The 22,971-nt window shown below is 65.1% G+C and carries 23 protein-coding genes; 15 read left to right on the plus strand and 8 right to left on the minus strand.

Translation table 11 applies throughout. The features are described 5' to 3' along the window. Positions 1-59 precede the first annotated feature (59 nt). From HDC36_RS19345 to HDC36_RS19360, 4 genes are all read right to left on the minus strand, one after another. Positions 60-368 (minus strand): type II toxin-antitoxin system RelE/ParE family toxin, encoded by a 309-nt coding sequence (locus HDC36_RS19345; protein ID WP_179570491.1) that lies wholly within the window; start codon positions 366-368, stop codon positions 60-62. Then, positions 365-550 (minus strand): hypothetical protein, encoded by a 186-nt coding sequence (locus tag HDC36_RS19350; RefSeq protein WP_080627620.1) that lies wholly within the window; start codon positions 548-550, stop codon positions 365-367. Before HDC36_RS19350 ends, HDC36_RS19345 begins: the two co-directional genes overlap by 4 nt. Before the next feature lie 197 nt (positions 551-747). Then, complete coding sequence (locus HDC36_RS19355; protein WP_179570493.1) at positions 748-1,080, minus strand: hypothetical protein; 333 nt, start codon at positions 1,078-1,080, stop codon at positions 748-750. Between the two features lie 209 nt (positions 1,081-1,289). After that, a complete protein-coding gene (locus HDC36_RS19360) occupies positions 1,290-1,736 on the minus strand; it encodes an HIT family protein (protein WP_255432818.1) in 447 nt (148 codons plus the stop codon). A gap of 332 nt (positions 1,737-2,068) precedes the next feature. Between HDC36_RS19360 and HDC36_RS19365 the strand changes: the two genes are divergently transcribed. The 3 genes from HDC36_RS19365 to HDC36_RS19375 are packed head-to-tail and all read left to right on the plus strand — an operon-like array spanning position 2,069 to position 4,320. After that, on the plus strand, positions 2,069-2,602 hold the full coding sequence (locus HDC36_RS19365; protein ID WP_179570495.1) for a hypothetical protein: 534 nt from the start codon (positions 2,069-2,071) through the stop codon (positions 2,600-2,602). 9 nt (positions 2,603-2,611) lie between these two features. Beyond that, the gene (locus tag HDC36_RS19370; protein ID WP_218848607.1) at positions 2,612-3,625 is read left to right on the plus strand and encodes an AAA family ATPase; all 1,014 of its coding nucleotides are present in this window, start codon (positions 2,612-2,614) and stop codon (positions 3,623-3,625) included. Beyond that, entirely contained in the window at positions 3,622-4,320 is a 699-nt protein-coding gene (locus HDC36_RS19375) for a (p)ppGpp synthetase (protein WP_179570508.1), read from the plus strand. Before HDC36_RS19370 ends, HDC36_RS19375 begins: the two co-directional genes overlap by 4 nt. 45 nt (positions 4,321-4,365) lie before the next feature. Here HDC36_RS19375 and HDC36_RS19380 read toward each other — a convergent pair whose 3' ends face one another. Further along, positions 4,366-5,097: a restriction endonuclease gene (locus HDC36_RS19380; protein WP_179570566.1), complete on the minus strand. Its 732-nt coding sequence runs from the start codon at positions 5,095-5,097 to the stop codon at positions 4,366-4,368. Positions 5,098-5,383: 286 nt separating this feature from the next. Between HDC36_RS19380 and HDC36_RS19385 the strand changes: the two genes are divergently transcribed. The 5 genes from HDC36_RS19385 to HDC36_RS19405 all read left to right on the plus strand — a co-directional run bounded on the left by HDC36_RS19385 (position 5,384) and on the right by HDC36_RS19405 (position 9,668). Then, complete coding sequence (locus HDC36_RS19385; protein WP_179570509.1) at positions 5,384-6,055, plus strand: hypothetical protein; 672 nt, start codon at positions 5,384-5,386, stop codon at positions 6,053-6,055. A gap of 390 nt (positions 6,056-6,445) precedes the next feature. After that, entirely contained in the window at positions 6,446-7,687 is a 1,242-nt protein-coding gene (locus tag HDC36_RS19390) for a hypothetical protein (RefSeq protein ID WP_179570510.1), read from the plus strand. A gap of 407 nt (positions 7,688-8,094) precedes the next feature. Next, the gene (locus HDC36_RS19395) at positions 8,095-8,424 is read left to right on the plus strand and encodes a hypothetical protein (protein ID WP_179570511.1); all 330 of its coding nucleotides are present in this window, start codon (positions 8,095-8,097) and stop codon (positions 8,422-8,424) included. Beyond that, on the plus strand, positions 8,417-8,773 hold the full coding sequence (locus HDC36_RS19400) for a SymE family type I addiction module toxin (protein ID WP_179570512.1): 357 nt from the start codon (positions 8,417-8,419) through the stop codon (positions 8,771-8,773). The genes HDC36_RS19395 and HDC36_RS19400 overlap by 8 nt, the downstream gene beginning before the upstream one ends. A 280-nt stretch (positions 8,774-9,053) precedes the next feature. After that, entirely contained in the window at positions 9,054-9,668 is a 615-nt protein-coding gene (locus tag HDC36_RS19405) for a DUF2306 domain-containing protein (protein ID WP_343204360.1), read from the plus strand. Positions 9,669-9,914: 246 nt separating this feature from the next. Here the strand turns inward: HDC36_RS19405 and HDC36_RS19410 are convergent, their stop codons facing one another. Further along, entirely contained in the window at positions 9,915-11,177 is a 1,263-nt protein-coding gene (locus tag HDC36_RS19410) for a lipase family protein (RefSeq protein ID WP_179570513.1), read from the minus strand. On the opposite strand from HDC36_RS19410, the gene HDC36_RS19415 reads away from it, so the two are divergent. Next, positions 11,176-11,343, plus strand: a complete 168-nt coding sequence (locus HDC36_RS19415) for a hypothetical protein (protein WP_179570514.1) — start codon at positions 11,176-11,178, stop codon at positions 11,341-11,343. The two genes, HDC36_RS19410 and HDC36_RS19415, sit on opposite strands and share 2 nt — an antisense overlap. A 432-nt stretch (positions 11,344-11,775) precedes the next feature. Here the strand turns inward: HDC36_RS19415 and HDC36_RS19420 are convergent, their stop codons facing one another. Together HDC36_RS19420 and HDC36_RS19425 are read right to left on the minus strand one after the other, a co-directional pair. Next, on the minus strand, positions 11,776-12,207 hold the full coding sequence (locus tag HDC36_RS19420; protein ID WP_179570567.1) for a hypothetical protein: 432 nt from the start codon (positions 12,205-12,207) through the stop codon (positions 11,776-11,778). A 614-nt stretch (positions 12,208-12,821) separates the two neighbouring features. Continuing rightward, positions 12,822-13,712: a type II toxin-antitoxin system RelE/ParE family toxin gene (locus HDC36_RS19425; protein ID WP_179570515.1), complete on the minus strand. Its 891-nt coding sequence runs from the start codon at positions 13,710-13,712 to the stop codon at positions 12,822-12,824. A 304-nt stretch (positions 13,713-14,016) separates the two neighbouring features. Here HDC36_RS19425 and HDC36_RS19430 point away from each other — a divergent pair, with 304 nt between their 5' ends. The 6 genes from HDC36_RS19430 to HDC36_RS19455 all read left to right on the plus strand — a co-directional run bounded on the left by HDC36_RS19430 (position 14,017) and on the right by HDC36_RS19455 (position 22,962). Then, complete coding sequence (locus tag HDC36_RS19430; RefSeq protein WP_179570516.1) at positions 14,017-14,565, plus strand: YdeI/OmpD-associated family protein; 549 nt, start codon at positions 14,017-14,019, stop codon at positions 14,563-14,565. 119 nt (positions 14,566-14,684) lie between these two features. Continuing rightward, complete coding sequence (locus HDC36_RS19435; protein WP_179570517.1) at positions 14,685-16,067, plus strand: MFS transporter; 1,383 nt, start codon at positions 14,685-14,687, stop codon at positions 16,065-16,067. Positions 16,068-16,206: 139 nt separating this feature from the next. Next, positions 16,207-16,809 carry a GTP cyclohydrolase I FolE gene (folE, locus tag HDC36_RS19440; RefSeq protein ID WP_179570518.1) on the plus strand — a complete coding sequence of 201 codons (603 nt, stop codon included), beginning with the start codon at positions 16,207-16,209 and terminating at the stop codon, positions 16,807-16,809. A 31-nt stretch (positions 16,810-16,840) separates the two neighbouring features. Continuing rightward, complete coding sequence (locus HDC36_RS19445; RefSeq protein WP_179570519.1) at positions 16,841-18,310, plus strand: DUF3375 domain-containing protein; 1,470 nt, start codon at positions 16,841-16,843, stop codon at positions 18,308-18,310. Further along, positions 18,297-18,983, plus strand: coding sequence for a DUF4194 domain-containing protein (locus HDC36_RS19450; protein ID WP_179570520.1), 687 nt, complete (start codon positions 18,297-18,299; stop codon positions 18,981-18,983). The genes HDC36_RS19445 and HDC36_RS19450 overlap by 14 nt, the downstream gene beginning before the upstream one ends. A 91-nt stretch (positions 18,984-19,074) precedes the next feature. Continuing rightward, entirely contained in the window at positions 19,075-22,962 is a 3,888-nt protein-coding gene (locus HDC36_RS19455) for an SbcC/MukB-like Walker B domain-containing protein (protein ID WP_179570521.1), read from the plus strand. Positions 22,963-22,971: the final 9 nt, after the last annotated feature.

The raw sequence follows: 22,971 nt of genomic DNA on the forward strand, positions 1-22,971 counted from the left end.
CACAACGTTGATCTGATCCGCGTGCCGCAAGCGTTATGGAAACACTCTCATCGCACAGATCAGCCGGCTTCCCACGGCGGACGGGGCATCAGCGACAGGTCGCGCGCGCCATGCACGATGGCGAGAATTTCGACAACTGCCGCGTGCGAGCGATAGATGATGCGGTAATTCTGGAAAAGCAACTCGCGCACTGCAGAATTGCCGGCCTCAGGCACTTCTCGGCCGCGCTCGGGGAACGCTTGCAGCGACTCCTCTGCGTCGATGAGGCGATTGACGAAGAGGTCGGCGTAGAAAACGCTGTCGTGGGCGACATAGTCGCGGATGGCTTGCAGGGAATCGACGGCAGGTTCGGTCCAGACGATGTTCATCGGTCGAGAGCGAAGCGCCTTCTGACTTCATCATGCGGTACCACACGACCTTCTTCGGCTGCACGCAAGCCTTGTTCGATCTTCTGGCGAACGTAGATTTCGTACATCAGGTCGTCCCAACTGGCCTGTTCCGGCAGGCTGCGCACTAGCTGTTCGGCTTCGGTTTTCATGCTGTTGGGCATGGGTGTGCTCCGCTACAGGGACAGGCCTACTTTAGCGAAGAACGGCAGAGGGGAGAAATGGAGCCCCGGCGCAGTTAGCCGCGTTACCCGAGGCACGCCCGTCGCACGGTGCTCCATCGCGACGCGTGGAGCCGCCGCGCCGGCCCGAGAGGCAGCGGCGCGGCGTTCCTTCCAGACCTAGCGCCCCGGCGACGCGCTCACTTGGCCGGAACGCGCTGGTACTCGTCGCTGCCGGTGCGCAGGTGGCCATTGGCCTGGTCGATGGCGAAGTTCACCGTTTCGCCGTCGTTGGAGACCTGCAGCACGTCGTCCTTGTAGATGGCCGGGTAGCTCTCGGTCTTGGGCTTGCGGCTGAAGAACCGCGGCGTGGTGTTGCGCACCATGAAGGAGTCGCCATTGCGCTCGATGTCCATCGTGTCGTCCTGCGATTCCACATTGACCCAGTGGCCGACGAACTTCTCGCCCTCCACCTTGGCGCAGCCGGTCATCAGCATCGCCGCGGCCAGCGCGGCCCCCATCCACTTCGTCATTTCCAGCGCTCCGGTATTGAAATCGCGGCAAGGATGAGGCGCTTCGGCTGTATGGAAAGTCAAGAGTGCAGGGGGCAAGGAATCAGGCGCCCATCGTGCCGAAAGGGCAAGCGCGCCAAGGACTCACCGGGCCTTGCCAGGTGCTTACGTCCCAGAGCATTCACGGGGCCACAGCCAGGCAGGGGATGCAGGCCTTCCGGAGGGCACGCTTACGGCAACGCAGCCCGGAGACGCGCGGCCAGCGCAATGCGCTGCTCGGTGGCGTAGCGCACTTTCTGCCCCCCATACAGCCCGTCGTTCGCGTAGCGCGGGAACACGTGCAGATGGTAGTGCCACACATCCTGATTGCCGGCCGGCCCGTTGTGTTGGCGCGTGGAGATGCCTTCGCAGCCGAAGGCGGCCAGCATCGCGTGCGCCAGGCGCCGCGTGGCGCGGAAGACCTCGCGGCCCAGGTCGTCGGGCATGTCCAGCACGTTCTCGTAGTGGCCACGCGGGATCACCAGGCAGTTGCCTTGGATGCCGGCGTAGTGGTGCGTCGGTACCAGGGCGTACACGTTGGCATCCACCAGGACAACGGCCGATTCCGGCGCAGGCGAGGGCAGCGTGGCGGCGATACCGCAGAACGGACAGTCGTAGCCGGGGGGAGCGTGCTGCATGAGCCGCAACGGCGAAGAGCACCCACTGTGGGGTGGGAGCGGATTCTGTGGGGTGCTTTGGCTAGCAGTCAATCGGACAACCGGGGGTGGTGGGCTGGAGCCGACGTCCATGCCGCCAGGCTATGGTGGCATGGAAGAAGTGCACTCTGACTCCGGTTTCCCATTTTTCCCCAAAGACGTTGAGGTCTAGGGGCATCGTATGCGCAACGGGGAAGTGCATCATGTCGAAGGGAGCTTTAGGATGCATAGCATAAGGAGATCAGCTTGTGCTATGGGTTGGGTGTTGATGCCGACAAAACATGTGAGAATAGTCGCCAAGATTAGGAGGTTGTATGGAAGACTCAGAAGCGCTTACACAAATCGTAGCCATTATGAAATCCTTGGATCCTGATTCTCAGCACCGAGTTTTGGCGTCCGTATCCACTTTTTTTGGTGTTGCGCACCCGCCACAACGTTTTAGTGAGATCTCGCCGGACATAAAAAATTTACAAGTTGGCAGAAGTCCGTCTTTTTCAGAAGATCGAACAATGTCTCCGAAAGAGTTTGTTCGCGATAAACAGCCATCAACTGATGTTGAGCGCGTAGCTTGCCTCGCTTACTACTTGGCACATTTCAGGTCTACACCTCATTTCAAGACGGTAGACATAAGTAGTTTGAATATCGAAGCAGCTCAGCCTAAGTTCTCAAATGCCGCTGTCGCGGTCGATAATGCAAGAGCTCGAGGGTTTCTGGTTGCTTCAACAAAAGGAAATAAGCAGCTTAGCGCTGTTGGCGAAAAATATGTGGAGCTTCTCCCAGACAGGGACGCAGCTAAATCATCTATGCTGAACGTACGGGCCAGGCGGCCTCAGAAAAAAACAAAATAAGGGGTGGACATGGAGAACGGGCTAGGGGAGAAGCCTAGAGTTGTCACCTTGTTTAATCACAAGGGAGGCGTCGGGAAGACAACGCTCGCGGTTAATTTGGCTTTTGCATTGGCCGATTTAGGGAAGCGCGTTTTGCTCGTTGATGCAGACCCGCAGTGTAACCTGACTTCCTATCTCGTTGAGTCCGATGTAGTCGATAAACTGCTTGATGACTCGGAGACAGATAGTGGTAAAACCATATGGTCCGCTATACGGCCATTGTTTGTTCTCAATGGAGCAATCAACGAGCTTGAACCTATTGAAAGAGCAGAGGGGGTCTATCTTCTTCCAGGAGATATACGTCTTAGTGAATATGAAATATCTTTGCAGCAATCTTGGATGGATTGCCTTCAGCGAAAAGTAAGAGGATTCACAGAAATGTCGGCGCTTGACATAGTCGCTAGAAAAGCGGCGTCGCGCGTTGGTGCCGAATTCATACTTTTCGATGTCGGACCTAATATTGGCCCATTAAACAGGGCAGTGCTTCTTGGGACTGATTACTTCGTCGTACCTGCGGCGTGCGACCATTTTTCTACAAGAGCTTTAAAAACTCTAGGTCATTCTGTTGCGAATTGGGTCCAGGATTGGGACCTTATTTCTAAGCTTGCTCCCTCAGGGGTACCTCTTTTGTCTGGAAAGCCTAAATATATCGGCTATGTTCTCCAGAAATTTAGGATGTATGGGGGGGATTTGACAGAGGACAACAAGGTCTTTGCTAGAGATCTTGATAAAAAAAGCTATAGCGATCTTGTCGCTGTCTTAAGGGCCGTCGATCCAGAGCTGGCTCCTGGTTCGCAGAGCCTGTTTAACTTGGGGCAAGTTAAGGACTTCTCCGGTCTTGCACAGCTTGCTCAGGTCCAAGGAACAGCAATATTTAATGTCGACGGAGGCCAGCAATATCAGAAAGACCAAGCGCGTTCAGCGCTAAATTCCTTGGCGAAGAAGCTGCTGGCTCGTATAAAGGGCGTGGAGGCAACGCTGTGAAAAACAACTATGCGTTGCTAAATTCTGAAGAGAAAAAGATTATTAAGCCAATAGTCGAGCGATTTAAAGGTGACCTCGGATTGGTAGAAGCAATGCTCTCGTCATTGGTAGTCAACGTTCAGCGGGCACGGTCCTTGTCGCCGCACGTTCACTCTATTAGATTTCGCGTTAAAGATCCCACACATCTTCAGGATAAATTGGCTAGGAAATTATTAAAGGCGAGAGCCGGCGAAGGATTTTCTATAACTCCTGACAACTTATTCGAAAAAATAAACGATCTCGCTGGCTTGCGAATTTTACACCTGCATAGCAGGCAGATAGGCGCGATCAATGCCGCTTTGAACGACGTATTCGCTGAATACAGGTATTCGGTAATTGAGGCCGCGACAGCTAGGACGTGGGACGATGAATATCGCCGATTCTATGAGTCTCTTGGTATAGCAACGAAAGATAGCGAGAAGATGTATACTAGTGTGCACTATGTAATTGAATCAAATTCGGCTACAAAGCTCACCTGTGAAATACAAGTGCGAACGCTCGCGGAGGAGCTATGGGGCGAAGTGGATCACTCCATGAACTATCCAAATGAATCAAATGTTGAGGCCTGTAGAGAGCAGATTAGGGTGCTCGCACGGCTTACCTCTGGGTGTAGCCGGTTGGTTGACTCCATATATTCGTCTTCCAATAAAAAATGAAGATGGATAAATTGAGCAAAGATCGACTAACGGGGTCAGGTCCACTTATCCGGTTCCTCGGCATCGCGGGAACTGACTGTAGCCAAGGAAGGCTTCATCCGTGCGTCTGTTGGCCCGCTGAATTAGCGCGCTCCCGCACTGCCGGCAGGTTGGCGTTTGAGCGGCAGCGTCGACCGCGGCGACAAGCGCCGGTTCGATCCGCAGCTTGAGAGAGGGCCAGGCCACGCCTTCGCGTTGTGCCGCCTGGATCATCCCCAGCAAGCGCTCGCCACCGATCAGCTCGATCGGCTTGCCCTGTGCAAACCGTGCCGCATAGTTCGTATAGCTGCCGATGCAAACGATCTTCACCGCGTGGGCCTGGTGATGCGCTAGCAGCCCATACATCTCGCGAACGACGCTGACGCCGACTTGTTGGCGCTTCCATTGTTTGCACTGCACCAGCGTGCGGCGGCCGTCCTTGCGCAGGATCAGGTCGATGCCGCCATCCGCACCGCCCAGGCCGTTTTCCTCCACGCTGTAGCCTTGGCGGCGGAAGGCTTCGCCGACCAGTAGTTCGAATTGGCGCCAGCCGCCGTCGGCGAGGCTTTCCAGTGTGGTGCGGGTGTCCAGCAGGCGGCGGCGATGGCGTGCACCGAGGAAGGAGAAGAGCGCAGCCGTCCAACAGACGATCAGCACGATCCACGCAAACGGCCCGAGCGTACTGTCCGGGTGCTGCGCGATGCCTTGCGCGAGCATGCCGCCGTGCCGGGAGAGCCACCATGCTAGGCCATAGCGCACGACAAGAAAGCCAGCGATGCCGGCCGCTAGCCCAAGCGGCCACGGCAATGCAGCCAGCGCGCTCAAATCCCGTGTTTCCCCGTCTGCGCCCCATGCGACCCCCGTCCCAGCACCCAACATAGCGCCAGCAGCGGGGGTTGTCCGCAGGGTGCTTGCGCCGTCTACGAATCGAGACAATGGTAGATGCAGGGGGCAGAGGAAATATGCTTTTCAAATAGATATCTTCTCTAGCCCCGTTGCTCTGGGAAGCGCACACTGGCCTCAGTTTTTCGGAGAGCTGAGCCAGATGGGTATTGCGAAAAATTTGATGCGGGCGCTTAAAGGTGCGCATTTGGGCTCGCTTACCGAAGGAGTCGTCGAGGCAATTCTAGATGTGGGATTGGAAGACGGGATGCTCAAGGAAATCCCCGTCGTTTCATCAGTTGTCGGTATGGGGCGTAGCTTTCTGGCCATCCGCGATCAGATATTTATTGAAAAGGTCGAAAGTTTCATCGGTGCTGTATCCAATCTAACGTGGGCCGAACGATCAAGAATGGTGGATGGACTTGCTGGCAGCGATGAGCTTCAGGAGCGGGTAGGACTTGCAATTCTGGACATCCTTGAGAAGTCTGATCCAATCGATAAGCCAAGGCTGATCGGAAATCTCTTTGTGGCGATGGGGCGTGGGCATATCCTAGGTAAGGACATTCTGCGACTGTCGACGATGATCGCCGGCGTCTTTGTGGATGACCTGGAGCGTCTTGCGGAGAGGCATCGGCCCGACGATATTGAGGAAGGGCGCCGCTTTGCACTACAGGCGAACGGTTTTCTAATCTCAAAGATCGGAACTCTCTATGCAAGCGGAGAAGGCACCGAGCTTAATTGGGAGGTTTCAGGGGATGGTAGGATGATCTTGAAGCATTGCTTTGAGCCAGCCCCGGATCCATTAGCAGCTTTTGCGGATACCGTTGTGTACTAGATTTCATCAGTCGCAGTCGCTTCCCAAGCTGAGGAGCTTGAACGCCTAGGCTCCCTGCAGGTTAGCGTTCACTTCGGGAATTATCCCGTCATATGATGTGCGCCGGGCGGCGCCGCATTCTCGCTCAAGATGAGAATTTATTCTTGTCGCGGCGTGGATAGAGTTGTAGCGCGGGGTGTGCTCGCTCTTCGTTGGGAGATATGGATGGGTCAGGCAAGAATAAGAGGAACCTTCGATGAGCGGAGGGCTGAGGCAGTGCGCCGGGCCAAGCGTGCTTTGGCTGAAGCGATGGGAGGGCGGGACGCCGAGCAGGACAGAGCTTTGCGCCGTGCGCTTGATGGCCTATTGGGGCGATTGGGCGCTGAAGAGTGGGTGCGACGAAGACAGGGAGTGATCGATCTTCTTGCTGAATCTCTTAAGGGACTGGGTAATGGGCCATATGTGTCAATCCGAGTGCAGAGGGATGAGATAGCTTGGTATATGCTTCTGGCTGAACTAGCTCTAGAAGACCCTTTGAGCCTTGAGGTGAGCCAAGCTTCTCGGGCCCTGCCGTTCTTGGCTGCTATAGGCCTGAGACTAGATTACGCTGACCGAGTCGCTGGGCTCTACGATCGTTTCGACGACATGCTCACAAGCTATCGATCAGATCCTGACGGAACCTTGTTCGAGATACTGGTGGCACTCTCCTACGCAGCAACGGGATGGGAAGTCGAGTTCCTTCCGTCAACAGCATTGCAGAAGCAGCCGGATATGCGTGTAACGAAGGATGGCCTTACGCTCTACATCGAATGCAAGAAGCTTTCTCGCACCTCGGAGTATGGGGAGCGGGAGCGTGCTCGTTTTATAGATATGTGGAATGCTACTTCGAAGGTGTTATCTGAGAACGGACAGTGGTTGTGGCTGAAGGCAAGCTTCAAGGTTGAAGCTAGTTCGCTACCTACCGGTTTCCTCGCAGACATCTTGGCAGGTTCGTTACCTGTATCAGAAGGCGAAACAACGATATATGACACGACCGAAGCGAAAGTAGAGGTCCGACCGATCGACAGGCGAGCAGTCGCGGAGCATATGTCGAAGTTCAAAGTGAAGCTTAACTCACCTGCGCTAACTACTCTTCTCGGTGCAGATTGGGCGCCACTCGACTCTGCCGTAAGCATCGCTACACTGGCTAAGATCGATCACGTTGTTGATAGCCCTATCGAGATACTTGGTGCCTACGCAGATGATATAGCTTGGGCATCTGGAATCACACGTTACTTCATGTCCCCCCGCTCAGTTGCGGGAAAGGCTAGGGACGTTCGCAAGCGCCTGTCCGACGCCGTGATGCAGCTTCCAGTTGACGAATTCTCTGTCGTACATATCGCTTACGAGACGATGGATGGACCCGATGTCGAGGATCTCCGCTTTGAGCGTATTGGTAATACGCTGGCGAAGTTCACGACGGACAAGCCGCTCGTCGGTGTCCGTGTGCATATGCTTCAAGCACATCAGACGGTTGATAAACTTTGGGACATGGAAGAGTCCGTTTCTCATTGGGACAGGCATCCCACCCTGCTGGATGGTATCCCTGTACAGGTAGTTGTCGATCCAGAAATCGAGATGAGAGTTGGTCGGCACTGGGACTTTAATCGCTGAGTCCATGATTCTCTGATCAATTAGATTCAATTGGCCTTCAGTTCGGGAGCAGCGTTTTGGCCTATCGAAGGCGTGCCCGTCTGGAGCGAAATCAGCTAATCAGCGGGTTTATGGAACCTCTGAGTAGTCTAAAAATCAACCGGAACGGTTGTAAGCCATGACCGACGCGTCCGTGAAGAGTATCTGACGTCGCACTGTCGCCGCGGATCGGGGGCTTCTTTATGTGTAGCGTTGCTGGTGCGCGTCAAACAGCCAGACGTGGGTCGCACCATCGAATCAGGTGACGCGAGCAGGAAACAAGTCTCTTTGCTGAAATCTCGAGGAAATATCTGTTTTTTGGATATCCAAAAGCGGGCGTTACGTTGGCTGTGCGGACAACCCGTCCGCCCACGTCAAGGACGGATGCCATGACGACTTCGAAAGCCCGCACCACCGCCGCCCCGCGGCAAGCCACATCAGCGGCCACGCTACAGACGCAAGAAGAGCGCTTCACCTTCGGCGTCACCCTGCAGCAGCTCGACCAGTTCCACGCGCTGTTGCGCACCATCACCGCGCAGAGCGACATGGTGGCGGTGTGCAGCGGGGCGCCGCTGGACGACAAGAGCGTGTCGATCCTGGGCGAGAGCATCTTCACTGCCGCCCGCGCGGTGCGCGGCATCGTGGACGAGATCCACGCACAGCGGCTGGGTGACGATAGCCTGGCGGCGGTGTCGCACGGGGAGTCGCGCCATGCGTAAGCCGCCTTCCCGTCCCGCCGCCACCTCGCGCAAGCGTGAGCCCCGCCAGACAGCGCAATTCCGCGACTGGACCATCGTGGAGCCGACGCTCACCCCGATGCTGACGCCCGAGCAGATCGCCGCCGAACTAGCCGCCGAGGCGGCCCGCACGCCGCGCGCACCCCGCCGCCGGCGCCCGCCGCAGCGCTGCAAGATGGGTTACGGCTATTACCCGGCCAGCAACCAGGTAGTGCCGTCGCTGCGCCTGCGCGGGCGCTGGCTGGAACAGTTGGGCTTTGCCATCGGCAGCACCTTGCGGATCGAGGTGCGCGATGGCGCGTTGGTGGTGCGCATGGCCGGGGAGGAGTGACGCGCGTGCGGCCACGCGCGGGCGTGCGCATGGACGGTTGAACACCGGCCCGGCCGGCCGCTGCGGCGTGCTCCGCTGTGCGTCGGGTCGGTCCGACGATGGCCCGACGCTGCGGCTGCCCGGTGGGCGCCGCCGTGCTAGCGTGCCGCTGCCGAGGGTCCGGCAGTGCGAAGGGGCAGGCATGCGCATTGAGTCAGTGCCAGTGGAGCGCCGCGTGGTGGCGCCGCGCACCAAGCCAGGCGCGCGCCTGGCCTGGTGGCTGTTGTGGCTGGCCTAGGCAGTGTTCGCCGGGGAGTTCGTGCACTCCGTGTACGCGAAATACGCATCGCTGCAGTCGCCGGCCTATGCGATGTTCCTGACCCGGCGCGGCTGGCTGTGGTGCCACCTGGGTGGCGGTGCGGTCGGCCTGTTGCTCGGCGCGTTGCAGTTCGCGACGCAGCGTTGGCGGCGGTGGCCGCGGCTGCACCGCTGGGTGGGGCGGGTCTACTTCGCCGGCATGGCGGTGGCGATGGTCGGGGCGGTCGGTTTGATCGCCACGTCGCCGGCGCCGCTGTCGATCCGGCTGGCGTTTTCCGTGACGGCGCTGGTGTGGCTGGTCACCGCGTCGATGGGGTTGCTGGCGATCTTGCGCGGCCAGGTGCTGCGCCACCAGCGCTGGATGGTGCGCGCCTATCTGGCGACGCTTGCACCTGTGCTGTTCCGGCTGGCGCTTCCCACGGCGATCGGGTTGGGCATGACGCCATCGCCCGGCCTGATCGCGCTGTTGCTGTGGGCCAGTTGGATGGTGCCGTTGCTGTTGTATGCGGTTGGTCGCGCGGTGGTGCATGCGCTGCGCGGTGGCATGCAGGCAGCGCCGGTTGCGGGCGCTGCCTGCATCGGGGGCGATGCCGGTTGATCGAGGAGCGCGTGCCGGGAGTGCGGTGCTGCGTTGCGCTTGCGCGGAAGGTCCGCGCCTTGTTGGTCCGCGTTCGCGACACGCTGGTTCGGCTACGCCCGCCAGCCGCGATGCGCGATCGCCGCAGTCCGCGCGGCCATCGCCCCGGACGCTGCCGCGCCGATGGTCGGGCGCGGCAGCGTCCGATCGCTGGCGATCGCAAGGGCATGGGGGAGGAGGTTGCCCCTGCGATCCTCTGCGGCGAACTCAGCGGAGCTTGTCGAACAGCTGCTGGCGCACGGCGACGGCGCAGGCGTCTTCTGTCAGCAGGTGCTCGACGGCGCTGTTGTCGCTGGGCTTGCCGCTGCCCAGGTCGAGCACGGACGCCTGGTTGCTGCCGCGGGCCTTGAACGCGGCGACGGCGGTGGTGGCGTTCTTCAGCGGCACGGTGGCGTCGTTGTCCGAGCCGCACAGCAGGGTCGGGGTACGCGGCGCCCAGTCGAGCAGGTCGTTGCGCTCCAGGTCGCGCAGGAACGGGTCGTTGGCGTTGCTGGCGAAGTCCTTGTAGAAGCCGGGCTGGAAGTACTGGCGGATCTTGTCGACGCCGGGCAGGGTGTCGCCGAGCACCAGGTCGGTCAGGCTCTGCGTGCCGGGGAACAGCGCTTCGACCTGTTTGGCCCACGGATCCTGGAACACCTGCGCCGGGTCGAGGTAGAGGTTGTGGTAGGTGTGCTGCATGCCGACGATGGCGTAGCTGGCCAGCACGATGCCGAAGGTGTTCTCGCCCACGGCGCTGCGGCCGCTCCAGCTGTCGCGGAAGGTCTGGCTGAGCGCGTACGGGCCGGAGATCGGCGCGCTGGCGATCAGGTGGAATTCGTTGGACAGGTGCGCTTCGATCTCGCGCTGGGTGGCCATGGCGGCATGCCCGCCCTGCGAGTAGCCGGTCAGCATGACCTTGCCCGACAGGGGCGTGTTGAGCCGCTGCAGCACCTGGCGCGCGGCGCGCAGGGCGTCGATGGTGGCGCTGGCCTCGGACGCGGCGTGCAGGTAGGGATGGAACGGATAGTTGGACTGGCCGATGCCGAGGTAGTCGCTGCTGACCACCACGTAGCCCTGGGTGGCGAGGTGGGTGACCATGGTGTCGTCGCCCTTGGCGTCGCGGATCTCCTTGGCCTGCTCGGCGCGGCGCAGCGACTCGGTCCCCTGGCTGTAGCTCACCAGCGGGAACGGCCCGGCGCATTGGCTGCCGCCCGGCACCAGCAGCGCTGCGGAGGCGGTGGCGGGCTCGCCGTCGACGCCGATGGTGGCGTAGGTGAACTCGGCGACGCGCACGTCGCACTTGGCCTGGTCGGTGGACTGGTCGTTGGCCAGCAGGGTTCCGATCGCCTGGTGGGTGTAGCTGGTCAGCACATTGCTCTTGAGCAGCGTGCCGCGCGCCGGTGCGGCCGAGGCGGCCAGGGGCAGCAGCGCGCTCGCAACGCCGATGGTGGACAGTACGCGCAGCGCCAGCCGATTCCGCAGTGTGGCCATGAACAACGTCCTCGCAATTGAATCCCGGTTGCACGGGACCGTGGGGTTGGGGGCCAAACGCTACTACGGCGCTGCGATGGTTTTTCTGACAATTCGCGGCAATGTTTATCTGCAGTATGGATTCGCGCGGCAATCTGGCGAATATCGAGACACGCAGCGAAAATAAATCCTGTAGCGCGTCTGTGTGGCGGCGTGCGGAGCGGCACACTGATGCGGAAATTCGTTTGAAATCCGCATGCTTTCGATGGATTTCTGCCTGTTTCGCCAATGGCGGAAAAATTAGATGGCGCCGCGCTTCATTCAAAAATGGATCTTTCGGTATTCGATAATCTCGCGATAAAGGTGATCGCCGCGCACTGAAAGATAATCCGGCATGCAGTGCATGTCGGGAATGGGCCATCGCATCGATTGGGTGGCGCGAAGCGGCGAGGCAGCGGCGTCGGGGGGCGCCTGGTTTCGCCGTAGGTCATGGCGCATGCCGCGCGCGTGGAGGTGTCCAGCAGTGCGCGCGGCGTAGAAGAAAAAAGCCGGCTGCCCCATCAGGGCATGCCGGCCGGGTGTAGTGGCCTGCGCGGCTGCGCAGGCCGGACGCAGCGGATCAGCGCACCTTGTACAGCACCGCCGCACCGGGCTTCGGTTCGAACATGGGCACGGTCTGCTGCTTGAGTGCGTTGCCGTTGGCGTCCCACACCAGGGTCTCGGCGGGGTATTCCTCGTTGCGGGTCATGGCGCCGATCTGCTTGACGATCACCGTCGAGCCGGCCTTCACTTCGGGGTTCCAGGCGAACACGCCGAGCCTGCCGTAGAACACGGCCGGCGCGTCGGCGTCGAGGCGGCGGTCGGGGCACATGACCAGGCCGCGGTCGAGCATCACGCGCAGTGCGCCAACGGGGACGGCTTTCACGGTGGGCGCCGTGCGGTCGGTGCTGTGGCCGGGGCAGACATTGGCCGAGCGGAGCAGCATGTCCTCGACCACTTGCCGATCGGGCTGGGCGAAGGCCGGCAGGGCGGCGGCGGACAGGGCGAGCATTGCGACAGTGGACTTCCAGTGCACGTGACACCTCCTATTGAATGAATTGCTCCGGCGTCGCGGTCGGCCACGTTGCACAGGTGGGCCGCCCGCCAGGGACGCGCGGCGACTCTATCAACAAGGCCGATGGGCAATTGCAAATGAAGCGTGATGGCGCGTGACCTCGTGCACGCTTCCATTCACGTTGCGTGTGCCGATCGATGGCGGTGGCGAAAAGGCACTGGCCCAGTGGCGGTAGGTATGCGGGGAGCGCGGCGACACGCGCGTGCGCATTGCCTGGCGCGCTCACGTGTCGGCATCGCTGCGGAAGGTGAGCGAACGTTTCGAGCTGCCGCACTGCGCATCGGGGTAGAAGCGCTGTCGTCTCTATGCAGCAACGCCGGATGCAGGGATGGGCGAAGCCTTGCGCACCCGACTCCGCGAGTCGCTTTCGCGCCGGACCCTCACCCCAACCCCTCTCCCGGGGGGAGAGGGGCTTTGGCTGTTCCTTCTCCCATCGGGAGAAGGTGCCCCGCAGGGGCGGATGAGGGTACGGGCGAAGCCTCGCGCACCCAACTCCGCGAGTCGCTTTCGCGCCGCACCCTCACCCCAACCCGTCTCCCCAGGGGAGGGGCTTACTTGTACGGCCCCGGGCCGCGCCAGACCAGTTCGCCCTGCTTGTAGACCTGCAGCATGGTGATGACCTCGCGGGCGTCGCCGATGGCCTTCAGTTCCGGGGAGTCCGGCGGCAGCGCGCGGCATTTGCCGGAGCCGCGCTTCATCGCGATCTCCAGCGGGCAGGCCATGCGGTACTGGGTGCCGGGCAGCAGGATGAAGAATTCCTTCATGCCCTGGTCCATCCACGCGCGCAGCAGGGTTTCGCTGCGCAGGTCGTAATAGACCAGGTAGCCGCCCAGTTCCATGCTGGGGCCGGCGTCGCTGGGGTCGCCGCGGCGCCCGCCACGGCCGCCGCCGTCGCGCACCAGCCCGGCCTCGTTGGGGCCCAGGTCCTGGTCGATGGCGCCCGGCGGCCGCCCGGTCCAGGTCTCGCGGCGCTGGGTCGGTTCGGGTTCGCTGGCCGCGGCCTGGGCCTGCTGCTGCGCGGCGGGGTCCGGCTGCGGCGGCGCCGGTTGCTCGGCGGGCGTGGGCGCTGGCGGCGCTGGCGTGCTGGCCGTGGCGGCCGGATCAGGCGGCGGCACCGGGTGGTCGGACTGTGCGACCAGCGTGGATTGCACCGGCGAAGTGGCGCGCCGTTTCTTGGCCGCCACCGGCTTCTGCGCGGGGGTGGGCGATGGCGGCGTCTTGGCCGGATGCACCGGCTGGCGCGTGGCGCCGATGAAGTCCACCTTGGTCCGGCCGCCGCTGGCCGCGCCTTGCGGCGTGCTCATGGTGGGCGGGTCGGCCAGCAGCAACAGCAGCAACATCAGCAGGTGCAGCACGGCGCTGACGATGGCGGCAATCCACGGGTCCAGGCGTTCGACCCAGGATTTGGCCCGGGGGTCCGCGCGATGCGACACGTTGCTCATGCCGCCGCGGCTGCGTCGGGAGTGCGGGCCTTCATGGGGGGTCTGCAGGGTGCGGCCGTGGGGGCGCCATCGTAACGCGTGCGAGGCTCCGTTCATTTGTCGGGTGACAGCACGCTTAGGGTCTGTTGCTGTTGGCAGGACAGGGCGATCCAGTCAGGCCGCGCCTGCGCGCGGTCGGTGTGGGCAGCGTCCGCAACACCACACGGCGGTCCGCGACCGGCGCGATGAGGCGCTCCAGCGCGGCGACAAGAGGCCCGGCGGCTGCCGGAATCACCCGCCGGCACGCAGTGCTATCTTCCGCGCCATGACCAAGGGCAATGCCACCATCCGCTTCAAGACGAGGCTGCTGCGGCCGGCCGCGCCGAAGGATGCGGCCTGGACCTTCCTGGTCCTGCCCGCCGAAGCCAGCGCCAGGCTGCCGACGCGCAGCATGGTCAGCGTGGACGGCACGCTTGCCGGCCAGCCGTTCCAGGCCACGCTGGAGCCGGATGGGCAGGGCAGCCATTGGTTGAAAGTCGAAGAAGCGCTGCGGGTGGCAGCCGGACTCACGGTGGGCGAGACCGTTGCGCTGGAGATCTCGCCGGTGGCGGTGGAGCCGGAACCGGCGGTGCCGGCTGACCTGGCCGCCGCGCTCGCCGCGGATCCGGCTGCGCGTGCGACCTGGGACGACATCACCGCGCTGGCGCGGCGCGACTGGATCTTCTGGATCGTCTCGGGCAAGAAGGCCGAGACGCGGGTCAAGCGCATCGCCAGCGCCTGCGACATGCTCGCCTCGGGCAAGCGCCGCGCCTGCTGCTTCGACCGCTCGGGCATGTACAGCAAGTCGCTCGGCGCGCCGCAGGCGGCGGATTGACGCGCGGCGGCCACGCGCCGCGCGCGCGTGCCGCTCGGGTCGGCTGACGCCATTCGCGACAGCGTCCTCGCACATCGCCACCTATACTCCGGCGATGTCCAGCTGAAGGGTCTCATCGCATGAGCACACCCGCATCTCCGACCGCCGCCGCTTCTGGTGCCGCGCCCGGCAGCCTTCGCCGCTCGGTGTCCAATACGCTCAAGGGCTCGGCCGGCAACCTGGTCGAGTGGTACGACGTCTACGTCTACTCGGTGTTCGCCACCTATTTCGAATCGCAGTTCTTCTCCAAGGAAGACAAGAACGCCACGATGTTCGTGTGGGCGATCTTCGCGATGACCTTCCTGATGCGGCCGATCGGCGCGTGGTACTTCGGCCGCTTCGCCGACCGCTTCGGCCGCCGCCTGGCGCTGACCATCTCGGTGTCGCTGATGGCGCTGTGTTCGTTCGTGATCGCGGTGACGCCGACGGTGGCCACGATCGGCATCGCCGCGCCGATCGTGCTGCTGCTGGCGCGGCTGCTGCAGGGTTTCGCCACCGGTGGCGAGTACGGTACCAGCGCCACCTACATGTCCGAGGCGGCGATCCCGGGCCGGCGCGGCTTCCTGTCCTCGTTCCACTACGTGACCCTGGTCGGCGGCCACGTGCTGGCGCAGACCACGCTGCTGCTGATGCTGCATTTCGCCGACAAGGGCTGGGTGTCCGAATGGGGCTGGCGCCTGGCGTTCGGCCTGGGCGGCATCGGCGCGCTGGTGGTGTTCTGGCTGCGCCGCACGATGGACGAGTCGCTGGGCTCGGACTCCATCGCCGAGGCCAAGAAGGGCGGGGCGCGCTCGGCCGGTTCGCTGCACGAGCTGTTCGTGCACCAGTGGCGGCCGCTGCTGCTGTGCTTCCTGGTGACCGCGGGCGGCACCATCGCCTTCTACACCTATTCGGTCACCGGGCCGAAGATGATCCAGACCGCGTTCGCCGGCGACGACGTGATGGCCGGCACCATCATCAACCTGGTCGCGCTGACCGTGCTGATGCTGATGCAGCCGGTCGGCGGCTGGCTGTCGGACATCATCGGGCGCAAGACCCTGCTGGTGTTCTTCGGCATCGGCGGCGTGCTCTACACCTGGTTCCTGGTGCTGGAACTACCCAAGCAGAGCGATTGGCTGACCGCGTTCGCGATCCTGACCGGCGGCTTCGTGATCCTGACCGGCTACACCTCGATCAATGCGGTGGTCAAGGCGGAGCTGTTCCCGACCCACATCCGCGCGCTGGGCGTGGGCCTGGGCTACGCGCTGGCCAACTCGGCCTTCGGCGGCACCGCGCCGCTGCTGTACCAGGCCTCGCTGAAGACCGGCCATGTGACCACCTTCGTCTGGTACGCCACGGCGGTGATCGCGGTGTCGCTGGTGGTGTACATGTTCTTCCTGACCAACAAGGGCGCGAACTGGCTGGACGACGAGCGCGCGATGCGCGAGCGCAAGGCCGCGAAGGCGGCGGCCGGACGCGGCTGAGGCCGGCGGCGGCACGGGCGTGACCACCGCGCCCGTGCCGCGGCAGGCGCCGCGCTCCCGGCGGGGCGTCGGCCTGCGGGTTCGGCGGCACGCGTGCGACTCGGGTACCATGCAGCCCCCCTCACGGGCGTTTTCGCTCATGGCCGACTCCAAGAAGACCCCCGACTCCCCTGTGACCCAGGACCAGGCCGAAGCCGCCGTGCGCACGCTGCTGCGCTGGGCCGGCGAGGACCCGGACCGCGAAGGCCTGCTGGACACGCCGCGGCGCGTGGCCGAGGCCTATGGCGACTGGTTCAGCGGCTACAAGGCCGATCCGCGCGAGTACATGCTGCGCACCTTCGAGGAAGTGGCCGGCTACGACGAGCTGATCGTGCTGCGCGACATCGAATACGAAAGCCATTGCGAGCACCACATGGCGCCGATCATCGGCAAGGTCCATGTGGGCTACCTGCCGCGCGGCAAGGTGGTGGGCATCAGCAAGCTGGCGCGCGTGGTCGAGGCCTATGCGCGGCGCTTCCAGGTGCAGGAGAAGATGACCGCGCAGATCGCGCAGTGCATCCAGGACGTGCTGCAGCCGCTGGGCGTGGGCGTGGTGGTGGAAGGCGCGCACGAGTGCATGACCACCCGCGGCATCCACAAGCGCGGCGTGAGCATGGTCACCTCGAAGATGCTCGGCACCTTCCGCGAGGACGCGCGCACCCGCGCCGAGTTCCTGCGCTTCATCGACGGCGGCGTGCGCTGAGCGTGCGGATGGGGCGGTCGTCGGTTCCTGCATGAAGCACCGTGTCCGGATCGCCGGCTATCGCCAGTTGCGCGAACAGCCGTTGTGGAAGCTGCTCGCCGCCGACCATGCGCCGGAACTGATCGGCCTGCTGCAGACCCTGCTGGGCGATGCGCAGCGGCGGCTGCCGTCGTCGGTGCTGCACGAGCGCCTGCAGCGCCAGCTGGATGCGCTGAAGGACGACGAGCTGTCGCGCGAGTTGCCGCGCACCGCGCAGGCCTATCTGGCGCACTGGCTGGCGCAGGGCTGGCTGGAGCGGCGCCTGCCCGAAGGCGATGCCGAGGAAGAGTACGAGCTGTCGCGCCAGGCCGCGCAGGCGATCCGCTTCATCGCCGGGGTGCAGGGCAGCGCCAGCGTCGCCACCGAGAGCCGCTTGTCGCTGGTGATCGAGCAGCTGGTGCAGCTGGCCGGGCAGACCGAGACCGATCCGGACGCGCGGCTGGCCGCGCTGCGCGCCGAACGCGCGCGCCTGGACGCGGAGATCGAGCGCGTGGCCGCCGGCAAGCTGGCCGCGCTGGACGGCAAGCGCGCGCTGGAGCGCACCCGCGACATCATCCGCCTGTCCGACGACCTGGCCGAGGATTTCCGCCGCGTTCGCGACGATTTCGAACAGCTCAACCGCGATTTCCGCGAGCGCATCATCGACGACGAGGGGGCGCGCGGCGACGTGCTGGAGAAGCTGTTCGCCGGCATCGACGTGATCGGCGAGAGCGACGCCGGGCGCAGCTTCCAGGCGTTCTGGAGCCTGCTCAACGACGCCGAACAGAGCGTGCAGCTGGACGCGGCGCTGGACACGTTGCTGGCGCGCGGGTTCGCGCGCCGGCTCGACCGCCAGGAGCGCGCATTCCTGCGCGGACTCACCGGCACCCTGCTCGAGCGCGGCGGCCAGGTGCACGAGGTGATGCAGCATTTCGCGCGCAGCCTGCGCGGCTTCGTGCAGAGCCGCGGCTACCTGGAGCAGCGCCGGCTCAACCAGTTGCTGAAGCAGGCGCAGGGCGAGGCGCTGCAGTTGCGCGACCGGCTGCACGCCACCGCCGCCACCGGCTACACGCTGCCGCTGAGCAGCGCGCGGCTGCGTTCGCTGTCGCAGTGGCGGCTGCACGACCCGCGCAGCCAGCAGGTCGATGGCCGGGTGCAGGCGGCGGAGGCGGCGACGATCTCGCTGGACAGCGTCGGCGACCTGGTCGCGCAGTCGGAGATCGACCTGCGCGGCCTGCGCGAGGACCTTCATGCGCTGCTCGGCCAGTACCCGCAGCTGACCATCGGCGAGGCCTTGCGGCAGCGTCCGGCGCAGCAGGGGCTGGGCAGCGTGATCGGCTACCTGGCGCTGGGCACGCGCCACGGCGTGGTGGTCGCGGACGAATGGGAAGCGGTGCAGTGGGAAGGCAACGATGGCCAGCTGCGGCGCGCCCGCATCCCGCTGGTGTGGTTCACCAAGGAAAAACGCAATGAACTGGTCTGACGATGTGCCCGGCGGCGACGCCGACGGCTTCGACCCCGCGGCCGCCGCCGCGACCCAGGCCGACGGCCGCAGCGAGCTGTTCGCCGGCGACACCGGCACCCTGCCGCTGGAGGCGCGCCGCGCGCTGTGCCAGCTGCTGTCCGGGCCGAGCATCGACGCCTACCGCCACGGACCGCTGTGGCCGGCGCTGCTGCGCCACGAGGCGGCGGTGCGCCGGGTGCTGTGCGAGCTGTTCCTGGAACTGGTGCTGGACCGCGACGGCGGCGTGGCCTTCGCCCGCCAGGCCGAGACCGCCGAGCTGGAGACCCCGGCGCTGCTGCGCACCGCGCCGCTGACCTTCATCGAGTCGGTGTTGCTGCTGTTCCTGCGCCAGCAGCTGGCCGAAGCCGACACCCGCGGCGAACGCGCGGTGGTGCAGGAGGCGCAGCTGCTGGAAGTGCTGTCGGTGTACGAGAAGAACGTGTCCACCGACCGTGCCGGCTTTGCGCGGCGGGTGCTGGCGGCGATCGCGAAGATGCGCGACAACCACCTGCTGTCCAAGCTGCGCGGCAGCGAGGACCGCTACGAGGTGTCGCCGGCGCTGAAACTGCTGTTCTCCGCGGAGGACGTGCAGGCGCTGGCCGCCGCCTACCGCGGCCTGCGCGAAGGCGCGGCCGCGGACGCGCCGCAGTGACTGCAGGAGCGGCTTCAGCCGCGACCCACCGCCGGCCCGCCCAGCCCACCGCCAGGCGCCCTGGCGATCTCGATTTTCCGATGAGCACCCGATGACGTCCCTGTCCGATCCGTCCGCGTCCGCATCCGTCCCCGCGCCGTCGCTGTTCGCCGACACGCTGGCCGAACAGCGCGCGCAGCAATACCGCATGCGCCGCCTGCAGGTGCACAACTGGGGCACCTTCAACGGCCTGACCGACGTGCCGGTCGCCGACAAGGGCTTCCTGTTCGTCGGCCGCTCCGGCTCGGGCAAGTCGACCCTGCTCGATGCGATGTCGGCGCTGCTGACCCCGCCGAGCATCGTCGACTTCAACGCCGCCGCGCGCGAGGCCGAGCGCAGCGGCCGCGACCGCAGCCTGGTGTCGTACGTGCGCGGCGCCTGGGCCGACCAGCAGGACAGCGCCTCGGGCGAGATCGCCACCCAGTACCTGCGCAAGGGCGCGACCTGGTCGGCGCTGGCGCTGGAATACCGCAACGCGCACGGCCAGGCGGTGAGCCTGGTGCGCCTGTTCTGGATCGCCGGCAGCGGCACCGCCGCGGCCGACGTGCGCAAGCACTACATGGTGGCGCCGCGCGGCTTCGACGTGGCCGTCGAGCTGGACGGCTTCGACCTGGACCTGCGCCGGCTCAAGCAGCGCCTGGGCGAAGAGGTGCACCATTTCGACAGCTTCGCCGGCTATGCCGAACGCTTCCGCCACCTGCTCGGCATCGGCAACGAGATGGCGCTGCGGCTGTTGCACAAGACCCAGTCGGCGAAGAACCTGGGCGATCTCAATGCGTTCCTGCGCAGCTTCATGCTCGACGAACCGCGCACCTTCGAGGCCGCCGACCGCCTGGTCGACGACTTCGCCGAACTCGACGGCGCCCACCATGCGGTGGTGACCGCGCGGCGCCAGGTGGAGACGCTGGTCCCGGCGCGGCAGCACTACGCCGAGCTGATGGCCCTGCGCCGCAGCGTCGGCGAATTGCGCGAGCTGCAGTTGGGCATCGATGGCTACCGCGAGCAGCGCCGGCTGGCGCTGCTGGACGCGCGCCTGCAGGAACTGGACACGCAGGACCGCGGCCTGGCCGGCGAGGAAGGGCAGCGCCGCGAGGCGCTGGACAACCACGAACAGAAGCTGGCCGAACGCGAGACCGAGCAGCGCGCGCAGGGCGGCGAGCGGGTCGAGGCGCTGGAGCGCGAACGCGGCCGGGTCGAGCGCGAACGCGACGAACGCATGCGCCGGCGCAGCCAGGTCGAGCAGGCCTGCCGCCAGCTCGGCATGGGCCTGGCCGGCAGCGCCGCCGGCTTCGCCGAGCAGGTGGCGCAGGCGCGTGCGCTGCGCGACGGCGTGGCCGGCGAGGCCAGCGCGCTGGACGAGGCGATCGCCGAACGCATGGCCGAGCGCCGCGAGGACGAGCGCCGCTTCGCCGCGATCCGCACCGAGATCGACGCGCTGCACAAGGCGCCGTCGAGCATCCCCGCGCCGATGCAGGCGCTGCGCGCGCGGCTGTGCGCCGACACCGGCCTGGCCGAGGCGGCGCTGCCGTTCGTCGGCGAGCTGATGCAGGTGGACGAGACGCAGGCCGCCTGGCGCGGCGCGATCGAGCGCGTGCTGCACGGCTTCGCGCAGTCGCTGCTGGTCGACGAGCGCCACCACGCCACGGTCGCCGAGTGGGTCAACCAGACCCAGCTCGGCACCCGCCTGGTCTATTATCGGGTGCGCCACAACGAAGCCCTGCACAGCCGCGAACCGGACCCGCGCTCGCTGCTGCGCAAGCTGCAGCTGCGCGACCATCCCTATGCGACCTGGCTGCGCCACGAACTGGGCCGGCGCTTCGACTACGCCTGCGTCGACAGCGCCGCGCAGCTGCGCAACGCCGAGCGCGCGATCACCCGCGAAGGCCAGCTCAAGCATCCCGGCGACCGCTACGAGAAGGACGACCGCCACGCCGTCGGCGACCGCAAGCGCTGGCTGCTCGGCTACGACAACCGCGACAAGCTCAAGGTGTACGAACGCGAGGGCCAGGCCCTGGCGCAGCGCATCGCCGCCTGCGACGCCGACGTCGCCGCGTTGCGCAAGCAGCGCGAACTCGACCAGGGCCGCCAGCTGGCCGCGCACACCCTGGCCGAGCGCGACTGGGACGAGATCGATGTGGCGCCCAAGCTGCAGCGCCTGAGCGACATCGCCGAGCAGCTGCTGCAGCTGCGCGAAGGCGACACCGCGCTGCGCGCGCTGGGCGAGCAGATCGCCGTGGCGCGGGCGCTGCGCGACCAGGCGCGGCGCACCTACGAGGACGTGCGCCTGGAGCGCGCGCAGCTGGGCCGCGAGCGCAGCCGGCTGCAGGCGCAGCGCGAGACCTGCGCCGCGCGCGTGGCGACCGCGGCGATCACGCCGGCGCAGGCGCAGGGGTTGGACGCGCGCCTGGCGGCGTTGTCGCCGCTGAGCCTGGACAACCTGGAAGCGCACCTGCGCAGCGTCGAGCGCGGCCTTGGCGAGCAGCTGGCGCAGAGCCAGGGCCAGGACGCGCGGCTGGGCCAGCAGTTGCTCGACTGCTTCCGCCGCTACTGCCAGCAATGGCCGGAGGACAGCGGCGACTTCACCGTCAGCCTGGCCAGCGCCGACGATTTCCTGGCGCGCCTGCAGCGGCTGGAGAGCGACGGCCTGCCGCGCCACGAGGGCCGCTTCTTCGACCTGCTGCAGACCCAGAGCAAGAACAACCTGCTGGCCCTGCAACGGCATACCGCCGAAGCGCACAAGGCGATCAAGCAGCGCATGGACGAGGTCAACGCCAGCCTCGAACAGGTGCCGTTCAACCGCGGCACCCTGCTGACCATTGAGGTCAGCGACCGCCGGCTGCTCGAGGTGCAGGAATTCCAGCAGCAACTGCGCGAGGTGCTGGGCCACCAGCAGACCGAGGACCGCGCGCTGGCCGAGGCCCAGTTCGCCACCTTGCGCATGCTGGTGCAGCGGCTCGGCGCGCAGGACGCGGAACTGCGGCGCTGGCGCGAGCAGGTGCTGGACGTGCGCCAGCACGTGGAGTTCGTCGGCGTGGAGCTGGATGCGCACAGCCGCGCGCAGGTGGAGATCTACCGCAGCGGTGCCGGCAAGTCCGGCGGCCAGCGGCAGAAGCTGGCCACCACCTGCCTGGCCGCGGCGCTGCGCTACCAGCTCGGCGGCGAGGACGGCGAACTGCCGCGCTACGCGGCGGTGGTGCTGGACGAGGCGTTCGACAAGGCCGACAACGAGTTCACCGCGCTGGCGATGAACATCTTCGAGAACTTCGGTTTCCAGATGGTGGTGGCCACGCCGCTGAAGTCGGTGATGACGCTGGAGCCGTTCATCGGCGGCGCCTGTTTCGTCGAGATCAGCGGCCGCCACACCTCCGGCGTGTTGCTGATCGAGTACGACGAGCAGCAGCACCGGCTCAAGTTGCCGGAACGCACGCGCGGCGACGAGCCGGCGCTGCAGGAGGCGGCGCCGGCCCAGGCGGCGCACGCGCAGACGGTACCGGCTGCGCCGACGGTCGCGAACGTTGCTGCCACCGCGGTTGCGCGTGCCGCTGCGGATGTCGGGAGCGCCGCTTCCGTGCCTGCGGCGACCGACATCGCCGATGCGGTGCACGCTCCCCATGGCGACAAGCGCCGGGCCGCGAAGCGCGGCACCGCTGCTGCCGTCGCCGCGCCCGGCGCCAAACCTGCGGAACCGACTCGTTCTGCCAAGCCTGCCGCCAGCGGCATGCTGGCAAAGGGCGGCAAGGCGGCAACCTCGACCAAGCCGGTATCGGCGAGAGCAGCGGCCAAGCCCGCCACGGCGACCGCGGCAACCAAGCCTGCTGCAGCCAAGCCTTCCGCCGCCAGGCGTGCGGCACCGGAGCGCGCGGCAACGCCCGTGAAGGCACCGCCGCCGGCCTCCAAGACCAAGCCCCCTGCCTCGCCGAAGGCGCGCAGCCGCCGCTGAGCGTGACCG

The sequence above is a fragment of the Xanthomonas sp. JAI131 genome (assembly GCF_013410075.1).
Lineage (GTDB): Bacteria > Pseudomonadota > Gammaproteobacteria > Xanthomonadales > Xanthomonadaceae > Xanthomonas_A > Xanthomonas_A bonasiae.

What these genes read in the sequence shown, in the direction of transcription:
- HDC36_RS19430 (WP_179570516.1), top strand. Translation starts at nt 14,017, where the DNA reads ATGACCAAGGGCAATGCCACCATCCGCTTCAAGACGAGGCTGCTGCGG.
- HDC36_RS19435 (WP_179570517.1), top strand. Translation starts at nt 14,685, where the DNA reads ATGAGCACACCCGCATCTCCGACCGCCGCCGCTTCTGGTGCCGCGCCC.
- HDC36_RS19455 (WP_179570521.1), top strand. Translation starts at nt 19,075, where the DNA reads ATGACGTCCCTGTCCGATCCGTCCGCGTCCGCATCCGTCCCCGCGCCG.
- HDC36_RS19450 (WP_179570520.1), top strand. Translation starts at nt 18,297, where the DNA reads ATGAACTGGTCTGACGATGTGCCCGGCGGCGACGCCGACGGCTTCGAC.
- HDC36_RS19445 (WP_179570519.1), top strand. Translation starts at nt 16,841, where the DNA reads ATGAAGCACCGTGTCCGGATCGCCGGCTATCGCCAGTTGCGCGAACAG.
- HDC36_RS19415 (WP_179570514.1), top strand. Translation starts at nt 11,176, where the DNA reads ATGAACAACGTCCTCGCAATTGAATCCCGGTTGCACGGGACCGTGGGG.
- HDC36_RS19385 (WP_179570509.1), top strand. Translation starts at nt 5,384, where the DNA reads ATGGGTATTGCGAAAAATTTGATGCGGGCGCTTAAAGGTGCGCATTTG.
- folE (WP_179570518.1), top strand. Translation starts at nt 16,207, where the DNA reads ATGGCCGACTCCAAGAAGACCCCCGACTCCCCTGTGACCCAGGACCAG.
- HDC36_RS19345 (WP_179570491.1), bottom strand. Translation starts at nt 368, where the DNA reads ATGAACATCGTCTGGACCGAACCTGCCGTCGATTCCCTGCAAGCCATC.
- HDC36_RS19355 (WP_179570493.1), bottom strand. Translation starts at nt 1,080, where the DNA reads ATGACGAAGTGGATGGGGGCCGCGCTGGCCGCGGCGATGCTGATGACC.
- HDC36_RS19365 (WP_179570495.1), top strand. Translation starts at nt 2,069, where the DNA reads ATGGAAGACTCAGAAGCGCTTACACAAATCGTAGCCATTATGAAATCC.
- HDC36_RS19400 (WP_179570512.1), top strand. Translation starts at nt 8,417, where the DNA reads ATGCGTAAGCCGCCTTCCCGTCCCGCCGCCACCTCGCGCAAGCGTGAG.
- HDC36_RS19360 (WP_255432818.1), bottom strand. Translation starts at nt 1,736, where the DNA reads ATGCAGCACGCTCCCCCCGGCTACGACTGTCCGTTCTGCGGTATCGCC.
- HDC36_RS19425 (WP_179570515.1), bottom strand. Translation starts at nt 13,712, where the DNA reads ATGAGCAACGTGTCGCATCGCGCGGACCCCCGGGCCAAATCCTGGGTC.
- HDC36_RS19370 (WP_218848607.1), top strand. Translation starts at nt 2,612, where the DNA reads ATGGAGAACGGGCTAGGGGAGAAGCCTAGAGTTGTCACCTTGTTTAAT.
- HDC36_RS19410 (WP_179570513.1), bottom strand. Translation starts at nt 11,177, where the DNA reads ATGGCCACACTGCGGAATCGGCTGGCGCTGCGCGTACTGTCCACCATC.
- HDC36_RS19350 (WP_080627620.1), bottom strand. Translation starts at nt 550, where the DNA reads ATGCCCAACAGCATGAAAACCGAAGCCGAACAGCTAGTGCGCAGCCTG.
- HDC36_RS19395 (WP_179570511.1), top strand. Translation starts at nt 8,095, where the DNA reads ATGACGACTTCGAAAGCCCGCACCACCGCCGCCCCGCGGCAAGCCACA.
- HDC36_RS19420 (WP_179570567.1), bottom strand. Translation starts at nt 12,207, where the DNA reads ATGCTCGCCCTGTCCGCCGCCGCCCTGCCGGCCTTCGCCCAGCCCGAT.